Origin of the sequence: Geomonas diazotrophica (assembly GCF_019063885.1) — a bacterium.
GTDB lineage: Bacteria > Desulfobacterota > Desulfuromonadia > Geobacterales > Geobacteraceae > Geomonas > Geomonas diazotrophica.
Map to the genome: position 1 here is coordinate 4217474 of NZ_CP077684.1, position 12550 is coordinate 4230023.

The 12550-nt window shown below is 63.8% G+C and carries 10 protein-coding genes; 5 read left to right on the forward strand and 5 right to left on the reverse strand.

The features are described 5' to 3' along the window. Positions 1–36: 36 nt before the first annotated feature. The 4 genes from KP003_RS18640 to KP003_RS18655 all read right to left on the reverse strand — a co-directional run bounded on the left by KP003_RS18640 (position 37) and on the right by KP003_RS18655 (position 6906). Positions 37–480: a MarR family winged helix-turn-helix transcriptional regulator gene (locus KP003_RS18640; RefSeq protein ID WP_216500237.1), complete on the reverse strand. Its 444-nt coding sequence runs from the start codon at positions 478–480 to the stop codon at positions 37–39. A gap of 122 nt (positions 481–602) precedes the next feature. After that, positions 603–1772 (reverse strand): S8 family peptidase, encoded by a 1170-nt coding sequence (locus KP003_RS18645; RefSeq protein ID WP_216500235.1) that lies wholly within the window; start codon positions 1770–1772, stop codon positions 603–605. Positions 1773–1899: 127 nt separating this feature from the next. Beyond that, a complete protein-coding gene (locus tag KP003_RS18650; protein ID WP_217300108.1) occupies positions 1900–5895 on the reverse strand; it encodes a PAS domain S-box protein in 3996 nt (1331 codons plus the stop codon). Between the two features lie 186 nt (positions 5896–6081). Further along, positions 6082–6906: an A/G-specific adenine glycosylase gene (locus KP003_RS18655; protein WP_239027573.1), complete on the reverse strand. Its 825-nt coding sequence runs from the start codon at positions 6904–6906 to the stop codon at positions 6082–6084. Positions 6907–7119: 213 nt separating this feature from the next. Between KP003_RS18655 and KP003_RS18660 the strand changes: the two genes are divergently transcribed. The 4 genes from KP003_RS18660 (at position 7120) to KP003_RS18675 (ending at position 9947) form a co-directional block, all read left to right on the forward strand. Then, on the forward strand, positions 7120–7491 hold the full coding sequence (locus KP003_RS18660; protein ID WP_216500229.1) for a TRL domain-containing protein: 372 nt from the start codon (positions 7120–7122) through the stop codon (positions 7489–7491). A 182-nt stretch (positions 7492–7673) separates the two neighbouring features. Beyond that, positions 7674–8534 carry a DMT family transporter gene (locus KP003_RS18665; RefSeq protein ID WP_217300110.1) on the forward strand — a complete coding sequence of 287 codons (861 nt, stop codon included), beginning with the start codon at positions 7674–7676 and terminating at the stop codon, positions 8532–8534. Between the two features lie 140 nt (positions 8535–8674). Next, on the forward strand, positions 8675–8893 hold the full coding sequence (locus tag KP003_RS18670) for a hypothetical protein (protein ID WP_216500226.1): 219 nt from the start codon (positions 8675–8677) through the stop codon (positions 8891–8893). A gap of 124 nt (positions 8894–9017) precedes the next feature. Next, positions 9018–9947 carry a cation diffusion facilitator family transporter gene (locus tag KP003_RS18675; protein ID WP_217300111.1) on the forward strand — a complete coding sequence of 310 codons (930 nt, stop codon included), beginning with the start codon at positions 9018–9020 and terminating at the stop codon, positions 9945–9947. A gap of 57 nt (positions 9948–10004) precedes the next feature. On the opposite strand, the gene KP003_RS18680 is transcribed toward KP003_RS18675, so the two are convergent. After that, complete coding sequence (locus tag KP003_RS18680; protein WP_216500224.1) at positions 10005–10598, reverse strand: TetR/AcrR family transcriptional regulator; 594 nt, start codon at positions 10596–10598, stop codon at positions 10005–10007. Between the two features lie 205 nt (positions 10599–10803). Here KP003_RS18680 and scpC point away from each other — a divergent pair, with 205 nt between their 5' ends. After that, the gene (scpC, locus tag KP003_RS18685) at positions 10804–12366 is read left to right on the forward strand and encodes a succinyl-CoA:acetate CoA-transferase ScpC (protein ID WP_217300112.1); all 1563 of its coding nucleotides are present in this window, start codon (positions 10804–10806) and stop codon (positions 12364–12366) included. The last annotated feature ends 184 nt before the right edge of the window (positions 12367–12550 follow it).

A 12550-nucleotide genomic window follows, 5' to 3' on the forward strand; every position in this document is an offset into this window, starting at 1 on the left:
GAAAAGTTGTTCAATACAACTATCGGGTCAAAAAAACTACTGCAAGTTGCGGCAGGCGCGGCGCAGGACATCGCGGCAGATCTCGAGTTCCTTCGCGTCGATCCCCTGCTGTGCCTCTTCCAGGATGCCGCGCGCCAGGGCGGTGGCCTGATCCATCAGCTCCTTGCCGCGGTCGGTCAGGTAGAGCAGCCGCTCGCGGGCGTCGCTTGGGCTCGGCAGCCTGGCGATCAGTCCTCGCTCCTCGAGCCCGGCTGCGAGGCGGGCCATGGTGGTCTTGTCCTTGGCCGTCTTCTCCGCCAGCGCTCCCTGGGGGAGCCCGTTGCAGTCCCAAAGCTGCACCAGCAGCGAGTACTGCTCCGAGGTGATCGTCATGCCGTTTTGCTGCAGCACCGCGGTGAAGCGCCTGAGCACGATTCTCGAGAACCGGGAGGCCAGGTGCCCCAGCGACTTGTCCAATCTGTATTCGGTCAGGGTGTCCATATAGTTGCACTCTACAACTTCTTTGCCGTCCCTGTCAACCGTCCGGCACGCCGGCGAAAAAAAAAGCCGGCCGCGAAGAGGTTCGCGGCCGGCCTGGGCGCTTCGACCCGTGACGGGTTCTGTCAGTAGTCGGTGAACAAGAGCAGGTTCGGCGATTTCTTGCCCGGGTTCCCCACCACACCCGGAGTCGCGTTCCCGGTCAGGGCGGCGGCGACCCCGGCAGGGGTGGCGGCGGGGTTTGTCTGCAGGTACTGCGCGGCGACGCCGGTGACGTTGGGGGTGGCCATCGAGGTCCCGCTCAAGGTGGCGGTCGCTGTGTCGCTGCTGTACCACGAGGAGGTGACGTTGGAGCCGGGCGCGAAGAGGTCGAGGCAGGCGCCGTAGTTGGAGTAGGAGGCACGGGCATCGCTGGAGGTGGTGGCGCCGACGGTCAGGGCCGCCGGAACGCGGGCCGGCGAATACCGGCAGGCGTCCTGCTTGCTGTTACCCGCGGCTATGGCGTAGGTCACCCCGCCGTTGATGGAGTTGCTGACCGCACTGTCCAGGGCGGTGGAAGCGCCGCCCCCAAGGCTCATGTTGGCCACGGCCGGCAGCTTCTTGTATTTGGTGACCCAGTCCACGCCAGAAACGACGCCGGAGATGGCACCCGAGCCGGAGCAATCGAGCACCCGCACGCCGACCAGCGCCACGTCCTTGGCCACGCCGTAATGCGAGCCGCCGATGGTGCCCGAGACGTGGGTGCCGTGCCCGTTGCAGTCCTGGCCGTTCCCCCCAAGCGCATCGTAGCCTATCGAGGCGCGGCCGCCGAACTCGGTGTGCGAGGTGCGGATGCCGGTGTCGATGACGTAAGCGGTCACGCCGACGCCGCTGTTTAGGTAGTTGAAATAGCCGTCGAGGGGAAGGGCGCGCTGGTCGATGCGGTCCAGGTTCCAGGTCGAGACGGCCTGGGAGACCTCGATGCCGATGGAGACCGCCTGGTCCTGCTCGATGTATTCCACGTTGGGGTTGTGGCGCACCCCCTGCAGGGCCTGGTCGGGGAGCGTCGCCGCGAATCCCTGCAGCGCGTCGGTGTAGAGGTAGTGCACCTTGCCTCCCAGCCGGCCTGCCGCCTGCACCGCGGCGCTCACCTGCTGTCCGGGGCTGCCGGGCCGGAAGACGACGATGTAGCGCCCGGGGATGGCCCGCTCGGCGCCCACCCCGTAGATGGGGGCGGGATCGTCGGGGGCCGCTGCCGCAACCTGCACCAGGGAAAGTATGCCAAGAAGAGCTATGCCAAACGGTATCCTAGTCATGAGGGACCTCCTGCCAATTGGTCGTTGCTGCTGCGCCTGTGTGGGCGGCAGCAGATTTGCCTACTATAGAACTCCGTGTCGCTCTCCTCAATAGGCCTTTTCCACCATCTGCGCTACATTCCACCTCTTACCCGTCCAGCATCTCGCGCACCTTTCTCAAAAGCTGTACCGGCTGCACCGGCTTGGTGATCAGCTGGATTCCCTGTTCCAGGATCCCGCGCCGCTCCATGAAGTCGGAGGTGTACCCGCTGGAATACAGGATTCTGGTTCCCGGCTTCAGCTGCACGATCTCCACCCCCGCCTCCATGCCGTTCTTCCTGGGCATGATCAGGTCCATCACCACCAGCGCGATGCTGTCGCGGTGCGCGGCGAAGAGATCCACCGCCTGCTGGCCGTCCGCGGCCTCGATGACCCGGTAGCCGAACCTGGTGAGGACGGTCACCAGCAACCTGCGGACCTCCAGGTCGTCCTCGGCCAAAAGCAGGGTCTCGGTACCGCCGCACGGCGGCGGGAGCTCCGCCTGCCCGGTCGGCCCGGTCGTGACGTCCTTTACCAGCGGCAGGTAGACCCTGAAGGTCGTGCCCCGCCCCGGCTCGCTGTAGACGTTGATGAACCCGCCGTGCTGCTTGACGATGCCGTAGACGATGGCCATCCCCAGGCCGGTCCCCTTGCCGACCTCCTTGGTGGTGAAGAACGGTTCGAAGATCCTGTTGCGGGTCGCCTCGTCCATGCCGGAGCCGGTATCGGTCATGATGACGCAGGCGTAGCTTCCCGGCTCGCGGTGACCGAACTGCGTTTCGATCGGTTCCTCCACCTCCACCACCTCCGCCTCGACGGTGAGCGATCCTCCCTTGGACATGGCGTCCCGGGCGTTGGTGGCCAGGTTGATCAGCACCTGCTCGATGTGGCCGCTGTCCGCGATGACCGGCAGGTCCGGCTTGGCGCAGCGCACCACCTTGAGGGTGATGTCCTCCCCGATGATGCGCACCAGGAACTTCTGCACGTGCTGCACGATCTCGCAGAGGTTGACCCGCCTGGGCTCCATGACCTGCTTCCTGCTGAAGGCCAGAAGTCCCTTGGTGAGCTGCGCCGCCCTCTCGGCGGAGACGAGGATCTGCTCCACCTCCCCCTTTTGCCGCTCGTCCAGCTTGGGGTCCGCCTCCAGCAGCGAGCAGTACCCCATGATCACCTGCAGCACGTTGTTGAAGTCGTGCGCCCCCCCCCCCGCCAAAAGCCCCACCGCCTCCATCTTCTGCGCCTGCCGGAGCTGCTCTTCCAGGCGGCGCTCCGCGGTGATGTCCCGCACCGTGGCGATCGCGCCGATGATCTCCCCCTGCGCGTCACGCAGCGGAGCGCGGGTGTCCGTCGCCCATCCCGAGCGCCCGGTCTGTTCCACGGAGAAGCGGAAGTCGATGGACCTCGATTCCTCCCCTTCGAGCGACTTTTTCAGCATCGCCACGATGCCGCTCTCCTCGAGGGAGGGGAGGAGCTCCTGCGGGTGCCGTCCCAGGATGTCCTTCGCCCCGATCCCGGTGAGCTGCTCCATGTACGGGTTCCAGACCTGGCAGCGCAGCTCCCGGTCGTAGACGATGATCCCTTCCTGGGCTCCCGCTATGATCTGCTGGTTGAACTGGCTCGCCTCGAGCAGCGCCTCGTCCGCTTTGAGCTTGGAGAAGGAGATGGCGATGTAGTCGATCAGGTCCTCGTACAGTGCGACCTTCTCTGCGGACATGAGCCCCGCCGCCCGGTCGCTGAACTGGAAAAGGCCGATCTGCCTGCCGTTGGCCCGAAACGGGATCAGGGCGAACGACTGGAACCCTTCGACATGGCAGCGGCTTCCCGCGGTCCCCGGCGGGACCGCTATCCCGTTCGAGGTCCAGTAGCTGCCGTGCGGGGTGCCCCCGTCGGAGTCGCCTAAAAGTCCGGTGATCACGTCGCCGCACAGGCAGCGCAGCGCCGAACGCCCCTGGGCGTCGCGGTACCACAACACGTCATCCGCCCCCAGGAAGTCCTCCGGCACCCCTATGGTCTGGTAGTAGGGGTAGTCGTCCCCCGAGCGCAGGCGGATGCCGATGGCACGGCACCCGGTGAGCTCGCGGAAAAACCGCGCCGTGCGCGACATCAGCTCGTTTAGGTTCTGGGCCTCGTTGCAGATGCGCAACAGCTCGACCGTCGCGTTGCGCCGCATCTCCTCGCGCTTTCGCGCCGTGATGTTGCTGCAAAGGGCGACGAAGTAGCCCCGCTCCACGCTGTAAAGCGACACCGCGTACCACTGCTCCAGCGGGGGAACGAAGGTCTCCAGGTGCTCCGGCTGTCCCGTCTGCGCCACCCGCCCGCAGGCCTCGAGCAGGTCGGCGTTGCTCTCCCGCACCCGCGGAATCACCTGCGAGACCCGCTTGCCGACCAGGTCCTCGAGTCCGGTCAGCTGCAGCAGGGCGCGGTTGACGTTCAGGAAGACGAAATCGTCGGCCGATCCCGAATCGTCCCGGACCATGCGGCAGGAGGCGAACCCCTCCAGCATGTTCCGGAACAGCTGCTGGTAGTCCTGCTTGCTTTTTTGCAGCGCCCGCTCGGCCTGTTTCTGAACGGTGACGTCGTTGAGCATGACCAGCAGAGATGGGGCGCCTTCCAGGACCACCACGTCGGCGGAAAAAAGGACGTCGATCACCTCCCCCGATTTCCGCTTCAGCTGCAGTTCCTGGCTGAAGCCCTGCCCCTGCCGGATGGTCGCCACGATCTCCTCGCGCGTCCCCTCGTCGAGGTAGATCCCGAGTTCCAGCGCGGTCCGCCCGACCACCTCTTCCCGCTGGAACCCCATGAGCCGCAGCCAGGCCGGGTTCACGTCCAAGAGCCGGCCGTCATCGACGGCACCGATGCCGATGGCCACCGGCGCCTGATCGAAGATGGTTCTGAACCGGTTTTCGCTGTCCCTGAGAGCGGCCTCCGCCTGTTTGAGCTGGGTGATGTCCACCAGCGTCGAGAGGATGACCCGCTCCCCTCCCACCGAGAGAAGTTGCGAGGAGAGCTGGGCCACGAAGGTTTCCCCGTTCCTGCGCAGGAACTGCTGTTCCCATCCCCGCAGCGTGCCGGTGCTCCGCAACTGCGCCAGAAAGCGCTGCACCGCTTCCGGGTCGGGCCAGATGTGCCGCCCGGACATGCCGATCGCCTCTGCCCTGCTGTAGCCGGTCAGGGCCTCCCAGGTCTCGTTCACATCCAGGAACACCCCGTCCTCGAACCGGCTCAGGGCGATGGCGGCCGGGTTCCCGGAAAAGGCACGGGAAAATTTCTCCTCGGACTTAAGCAGGGCCTCTTCGGCCTGGCGCCGGTCGGAAACGTCCTGAAGCACCGCGAGGATGGAGTTCGCGCGGCCATCAGAGCCGCGCAGCAGGTTGAGGGTGGCTTGGCAATAGACCGACGCGCCGTCGCGCCGCAGCAGGCCAAGCTCCGTCTGCACCGCGCTCCGCCCGCTTTGCCCCAGGCTCCTGAGGCTCTCCCGGCAGGTGTCCCGGTCGGCCGGATGGGTCACCGCGACCAGGTCCGTCCCCAGCAGTTCAGCTTCCCGATAACCGGTCATGCGGCAGAAGGCGGGGTTGACCTTGAGGAACGCGCCGCTCTCGGGGTCCAGCCGGGCCTCCCCAACGCTCGACTCCATGAACATGATGCGGAACTGCTCCTCCGTTTCCTGAAGCCGTTCCTGGGCCAGGCGCCGCTCCATCTCCAGGAGCTCGATGCGCGCCTCGCGCAGCTCCGCCTCGGAACTGGTCGCCAGCGCCCGCGCGTCCGTCTCGCCTTCGCGTGCCTGCTGCAGGCGCTCCTGCGAGAAGCCGAACAGGAACCCCATGACCACGAAGACCAGGACCGAAAAGAGGTGGCTTCCCTGGGGGAGCAGCAGCGAGAAGCGCGGCGGGATGAAGAAGTAGACGATGAGCAGCGCGGAGATGATGGTGGCGGCGCCCCCCCCCTTTTTGCCGGCCAGGCGGGCGCTGAAATAAGCGGCGGGGTAGAAGAGGAGATAGGCGAAAGGCTGCAGGAAATCCCAGAGGAGCAACTGCACCGCGCAGGCCAGAAATGGAAGCAGAAGCGCCAGCGCGACCTTCGCATTCTTTTTTGGCACTTCGTCCACCCTCTCCTCCTTCAGTGCATGTCGATCAGGAATCTCTTGGAGCCGGGTGCGACTGTCAACGCCTGACGTTCAACTGGAACAGGGGAACAGCAATAGGACTTTTCGCTGCAGATGGACCGTTTTGGAGGATACCGCACATAGTAGTCTACCTGGGGAAAGGTTTTTTGCAACAGCCGCGAGCATCGTTCAAGGCACCCAGAGCCTTCCTTCTTCCTGCCTGATGAGCCCTTCCCGTTCCAGTTGGGCGATGTTGCGCGCCAGCGACGCGGCATCCAGTGAGAGCGTCTCCTCCAGGCGGGCGATGCTCAGACCGGGCTGCGCCAGGATCCTTTTCAGGATCAGGCTCCGCTGCTCCCGGTTAGAGCCCCGAAACGGCGACTGGCGCACGTGGTGGGCGCTCTTGCGCCCCGGGTTCGCCCCGCCGCGCTTGAGCGTGGCCCCGTAGTCCATAAGCGCGTAGTACCAATCCCGGGGGTTGTCCCGGTCCAGGGTGAGCTCCACCAGGGGGAGGATCTCCGCGTCGCGCACCGCTTCTGCGTCGGCAAAGAAATGGTGGATGAAGACGGAGCGGATGTTGGTCTCGATGAAGGGGGTGGCGAGGCCGAAGGCGAAGGCGGCGACGGCGCGGGCGGTGTAGGGGCCGATCCCGGGCAGCGACTCCAGCCGCTCCACCTCTTCCGGGAGTGCCCCCCCGAAGCGCTGCAGTACGGCGCGGGCGCAAAGCTGCAGCGACACCGCGCGCCTGTTGTAACCAAGCCCCTGCCACAGCGACAGCACCCGGGAGAGTTCCGCACCGGCCAGCTCCTGCCAGGTCGGGAAGACGGCCAGGAACTCGAGGTACTTTTCGCGCACCCGGTCCACCTGGGTCTGCTGCAGCATGATCTCGGAGACGAGGATGGCGTAGGGATCGCGGGTCTCCCGCCAGGGGAGGCGCCGTCCCTGGGTACGGTAGTGGTCGAGAATGATGCGCCGGAAAGACGCCGCTTCCGATGTCGTTACTGTCTTATGCACCTGCCGCCTCCATGGCGCCGTTGGGGATGACACCCGCCGCCTTCACCCGGCGATTGTAGCCGCTTTGCTGTGCGCGACCAACAGGTAAATCCATCCCTTTTCATTCCTGTCCCGCCGCCGCACATTGAACAATTATAATCATTGTCACGATACCGCGTCGAAGTACTATTTATGATGGGTTGTCTCTCATAACAAGCGGGAAAAGGAGGCGCTATGAAAAGGCTGGGCGCAGTGGTGCTGGTACTGGCTGGTCTGTGCGGCTGCATTCCTACACATGACCTTGCGAAAAGTCTGCGTTATGCGGACAACACACCTGTCGGAGTGGAAAACATCAAGTTCATCGAACTGAACCAGATGAAGCGAGGGGAGGCATGTACCTTCAACATCTTCTATTTCATCCCGCTTTTCGGCGACGGCTCCATCCTCACCGCCGCCCACAAGGGGGGCATCAACAACGTTGAACTGATCGGCCAGACCGGCTACTGGTACTTCCCCTTCAGCACCGACTGCACCGTGGTCTATGGCGACAAGAGCGCCGTCATCCAGAAGCAGAAAGAGGCTCCCAAAGAAGCACCCAAAAACTAGCGAGCGAACAAGGGGCGGCCCCCGCCGGAGCTGCCCCTTCGCCCCGACGCCCCGCGGGCCGTCCGCAGCCTTCCCGCCCCACCCTTCCCTGAATCCCTTTGACATCGCGCGGCGCGTGCCTTAATCTGCTGCCGATCACACCGCCCTCTCACCCTATTGCACCGCAGTCCTATGGTTGGAACATGCAAAACCGGTTTTCACCCGCGCTCTCCGGCGTCCTCGCCATGGTCGTCTGCGGCTTTCTCTGGAGCCTCGCCGGCCTCTTCATCAAGGTCCTTGACTGGAACCCGTTCCTGATCGCCGGGCTCAGGAGCCTGATCGCCTTTTTGTTCCTGCTGGCGCTGGTCGGCACGGTACGGCTGCAATGGTCCTGGCCTCTTGCCGGTGCCGCGCTCGCCAACGCCGCCACCATGCTCCTCTTCGTGGCTGCCAACAAGACCACCACCGCCGCCAACGCCATCCTGCTGCAGTACCTGGCGCCCGTGTTCACCGCCGTTTTCGGCGTGCTCTTTCTCAAGGAGCGCCTGTACCGCGAGCAGGTGCTCGCACTGTTCATGACCCTCGTCGGCATGGTGGTGCTGTTTATGGACCGCCTCTCGCCGGGACAGCTCGCGGGGAACCTGATGGCGCTCACCTCCGCCTTCACCTTCTCGCTCATGTTCATCTTCACCCGGATGCAGAAGGAGGGGGACCCGCTGCAGTCGTTCATGGCCTCGCACGCCGTTGCCGCGCTGGTCGCCCTGGCCATCGCCGTCTTCCTCCCTCTGCCCGTTTTCTCCGCCAAGTCCATCGGCAGCATCCTCGTCCTCGGCGTGGTGCAGATCGGCCTGGCAGCCTTCTTCTTTTCCTACGGCATCAAGCGGATCTCGGCCGTCAGCGCCAACCTCGTCGCCGTCATCGAGCCGGTCTTCAACCCGGTCTGGGTCTTCCTGGTCCTGGGTGAAGCGCCCACCGCCAACACCCTGGTCGGCGGAGCGCTGATCCTCGGCTCCGTCACCCTCGCCAGCCTGATCAGCGCCCGCAGGATTCCGGCATACTCCTGAGTCTCCACTATTTAATAAAATCTTATTGCAGCCGCGGCGACAAAGGTATATATTCCCGCACAACTCGTGCGGCTTTATCGTGCGGGGTGAGACGCTCGGCCGGTTTTAACCCCACCGTCAAAAAGGACAGGAGGAGAGTGATGCCAGATTGCGAGGTTTTGTCGGGATGTATCTTCTTCAACGACCAGATGGCGAACATGCCTTCCACCAGCACCGTCTTCAAGATGATGTACTGCACTGACAATTTCGAGGCGTGCGCGCGCTTCACCGTGCGCAGGGAAGCAGGCAAGGAAGCCGTACCGGAGGACCTCTTTCCCAACCAGATCGACCGGGCACGGCAGATTCTTGGCAAGGGTTGACATCTCCCGGCGGGAGTTGTATAGAATCGTTTGTTTTAAAGCGATAAGCGCAGGTAAAAGGCCACGGAAATCCGGGGCCTTTTTTTAGTGACGAGCCGCCGGCGGTTTCGGAGGAAGGAGAAAAATGGTTTCAGCAGAACACGACGCCATGAAAAGGGGAGCCGCCCGGCTGTCGGTGGCGTCCAACGCGGTCCTCGTGGCCCTCAAGCTGGCGGTCGGCCTGGTCACCGGCTCCGTGTCCGTCCTTTCGGAAGCCATCCATTCCGGCATCGACCTCGTCGCGGCCGGCATCGCCTGGTACTCGGTCCGCGAGTCCGCAAAGCCAGCCGACGAGGACCATCACTACGGTCACGGCAAGATCGAGAACGTCGCCGGCACCATCGAGGCCGTCCTCATCTTCGGTGCCGCGTTCTACATCATCTGGGAAGCCGTCCAGAAACTGAGGACCGGCGTGGTCGAGATCGAGAGTCTCGGTCTGGGCGCGGCGGTCATGGCCGTCTCGGCGGTCGCCAACTACCTGGTGTCCCGACACCTGTTGAACGTCGCGGCCGCCACCGACTCGGTGGCGCTGGAAGCCGACGCCATGCACCTGCGCACCGACGTCTATACCTCGGCAGGGGTCCTCGGCGGGTTGGTCGCGATCAAGCTGACCGGGGTCCCGATACTTGATCCCATCGTCGCCATCGTGGTCGCCCTCATGATCGTCAAGGCAGCCTGGGACCTGACCAAGACCGCCTTCTTCCACATCCTCGACGTGAAGCTCCCGGAAGAGGAGGAGGCGGTGATCCGCGACGTGCTGGAGAACTACCGCGAGCACCTGATCGAGTATCACAAGCTGCGCACCCGCAAGTCCGGGCACATCCGCTACATCGACATGCACCTCGTGGTCCCCAGGCAGATGACCGTCGAGAAGGGGCACGACTTGAGCCACGAGGTGACGGCCGAGATCGAGCGCCGCCTCCCCTACAGCCACATCCTGGTGCACATCGAGCCCTGCGTCGGCGGCTGCGACCGCTGCACCGTCGACTGCCCGAAGCTCCCCGCGAAGCGGTGAGACCGGCCTGCTCGATGGCACGGGATGCGGGAAGGGAATGGTCGCGGCCGGGGCCGATTACGGGGCGCCCACCCCGCGGGTGAAGATGGCCAGGTACTGCTGCACCAGCTTTTCGTCCTGCTCCGGTGAATGGCTGATCAGGTTTTCGGTCGCCTGGCTGCTCAGGAAGAAGTAGTTCACCATCCCCGCCAGCGCCAGGGCCGCGTTGGTGGGATCGACATCGGCCCGGAAACGCTTCTGCCGTATCCCCTCCGCGATGGCCTGCGCCATGATCACGATCACCTCGTCGATGACCGGCATGACCAGGGTGGCGAAAAACGCCGTGGGGTTGGTGAGCTCGCTCGTGTAAAAGCGGAGCAGGTAGGGGTTGTTGCGGTGCCGCTGGAAGGTCCAGCGCAGGTAACTCTCCACCATCTCGACCGGGTCGCTCACCCGCTGCCTGATCTCGTGGATCTCGGCGAAACAGGCGAACTGCTGCTGCAATACCGCCGAGTAGAGCCCTTCCTTGCTCCCGAAATGGTAGGAGATCATCGAGATGCTGGTCCCCGCCGCCTGCGAGAGCTCCCTGATGCTGACACCGTGCAGCCCCCGCTCGGAGAAGAGCTGGGTGGCCACCTCCAGTAGCTTCCTGTTGCAATCCGTCTTTTCCATCGACCAAACCCCGCCCAAGTGATGCAAACCGGCAAGACATTAGCAAAATTCCAGGCGAAATACCAATTCTATTGCAAATAAAACGACGTGCTGTTATGTTGTATTCGAACGAACGTTCGATTTTACCGCTTCTGCCGCCGGAACTCTGCCATCCCTTTTTCCGCTTGAGCAGCGGATTGAAACCATTACAGGAGGATCCAGATTAATGTCCGAATTGCACAACAGGATCAGGAAGTCCAGCCTTCACTCACGGATCGTCAACGTCGACCAGGTCATCCCCATGTTCAAAAACGGGATGAACATAGGCTGGTCCGGCTTCACCCCGGCCGGCTACCCGAAGGTGGTGCCGATCGCGCTTGCCGACCACGTTGAGAAGAACCAGCTGCAGGGGAAACTGAGGTTCAACCTCTTCATCGGCGCCTCCGTCGGCGTCGAGACCGAAGACCGCTGGGCCTCCCTCGACATGATCGACCGCCGCTGGCCCTACCAGACCGGGAAGAACATCCAGGCCGGCATCAACGAAGGGCGCATCCGCATGGGTGACAAGCACCTCTCCATGTTCGCGCAGGACCTGGGGTACGGCTTCTACACCAAGGAGAACGGCGGCCGCCTCGACCTCGCCATCATCGAGTGCTCCGCCATCACCGAGAACGGCGATCTCGTTCTCACCGCCTCCTGCGGCGCCGTTCCGGAAATCGTGCAGATCGCCGACAAGATCATCATCGAGATCAACACCTCGATCCCGAACTTCGAGGGGCTGCACGACATCGTCGAACCGATATCCCCGCCCAACCGTCTCCCCTACCTGATCTGCCGCGTCGACGACCGCGCCGGCTCCCCCTACGTCCGCGTCGACAACGACAAGATCGTCGCCATCGTCGAGTCCGACCGCCCGGACAACGGCCGCGCCTTCAGCGAGCAGGACGACACCTCCGAGGCCATCGCGACACACATCATCGACTTCTTCTCCGCCGAGGTGAAGGCCGGGCGGCTCCCGAAAAACCTCCTGCCGCTGCAGTCCGGCGTGGGCTCCATCGCCAACGCCGTCATCGGCGGGCTGGCCAACGGCCCCTTCACCGGCCTCAAGGTCTGGACCGAGGTGCTGCAGGACACCATGCTCGACTTCTTCGACTCCGGCAAGCTCGACTTCGCCTCCACCGTCTCGCTCTCCTTCTCGGTGGACGGCTTCAAGCGCTTCTACGGCAACTGGGACAAGTACAGCAACAAGGTGATGATGCGCCCGCTCTCCATCGCCAACCACCCCGAGCCGATCCGCCGCCTGGGCTGCATCGCCATGAACACCCCCGTGGAGTTCGACATCTACGCCCACGCCAACTCCACCCTGGTCGGCGGCACCAGGATGATCAACGGCATCGGCGGCTCCGGCGACTTCCTGAGAAACGCGTACCTCTCCATCATGCACACGCCTTCGGCGCGTCCCACCAAGACCGATCCGACCGGCATCACCTGCGTGGTTCCGCACGTGCCGCACGTCGACCATACCGAGCATGACCTGGACGTCCTGGTCACCGAGCAGGGGCTTGCCGACCTGCGCGGCCTCGATCCCAAGAGCCGCGCCAAGCTCATCATCCAGAAGTGCGCGCACCCCGACTACAAGCCGCTCCTCTCCGATTACTTCGAGCGCGCCGCCCACGACTGCCTGGGGAGGAAGGCCGGCCACGAGCCGCAGCTTCTGGACCGCGTCTTCAAGATGCAGGTGAACCTGGCCAAGAAGGGAACCATGAAGATAGACAACTGGGACCTGTAAACTCCCCCCGGAGTTTGCACGAAAGCGGCAGGGAGCCCCGGGCCTCCTGCCGCTTTCTTTTTCACCGCAGCACCCACGGCTCCGCTTTATTCCCCTGCCCCCGACCCGGTTCCGAATCAAATAACTTATATCTCCATAAGAAGAAATTTTTTCACGTCGTTGATGCAATGAATATATAACCCTG

What these genes read in the sequence shown, in the direction of transcription:
- KP003_RS18640 (WP_216500237.1), bottom strand. Translation starts at nt 480, where the DNA reads ATGGACACCCTGACCGAATACAGATTGGACAAGTCGCTGGGGCACCTG.
- KP003_RS18645 (WP_216500235.1), bottom strand. Translation starts at nt 1,772, where the DNA reads ATGACTAGGATACCGTTTGGCATAGCTCTTCTTGGCATACTTTCCCTG.
- KP003_RS18660 (WP_216500229.1), top strand. Translation starts at nt 7,120, where the DNA reads ATGAAAAGGCTGGGCGCAGTGGTGCTGGTACTGGCTGGTCTGTGCGGC.
- KP003_RS18665 (WP_217300110.1), top strand. Translation starts at nt 7,674, where the DNA reads ATGCAAAACCGGTTTTCACCCGCGCTCTCCGGCGTCCTCGCCATGGTC.
- KP003_RS18670 (WP_216500226.1), top strand. Translation starts at nt 8,675, where the DNA reads ATGCCAGATTGCGAGGTTTTGTCGGGATGTATCTTCTTCAACGACCAG.
- KP003_RS18675 (WP_217300111.1), top strand. Translation starts at nt 9,018, where the DNA reads ATGGTTTCAGCAGAACACGACGCCATGAAAAGGGGAGCCGCCCGGCTG.
- KP003_RS18680 (WP_216500224.1), bottom strand. Translation starts at nt 10,598, where the DNA reads ATGGAAAAGACGGATTGCAACAGGAAGCTACTGGAGGTGGCCACCCAG.
- scpC (WP_217300112.1), top strand. Translation starts at nt 10,804, where the DNA reads ATGTCCGAATTGCACAACAGGATCAGGAAGTCCAGCCTTCACTCACGG.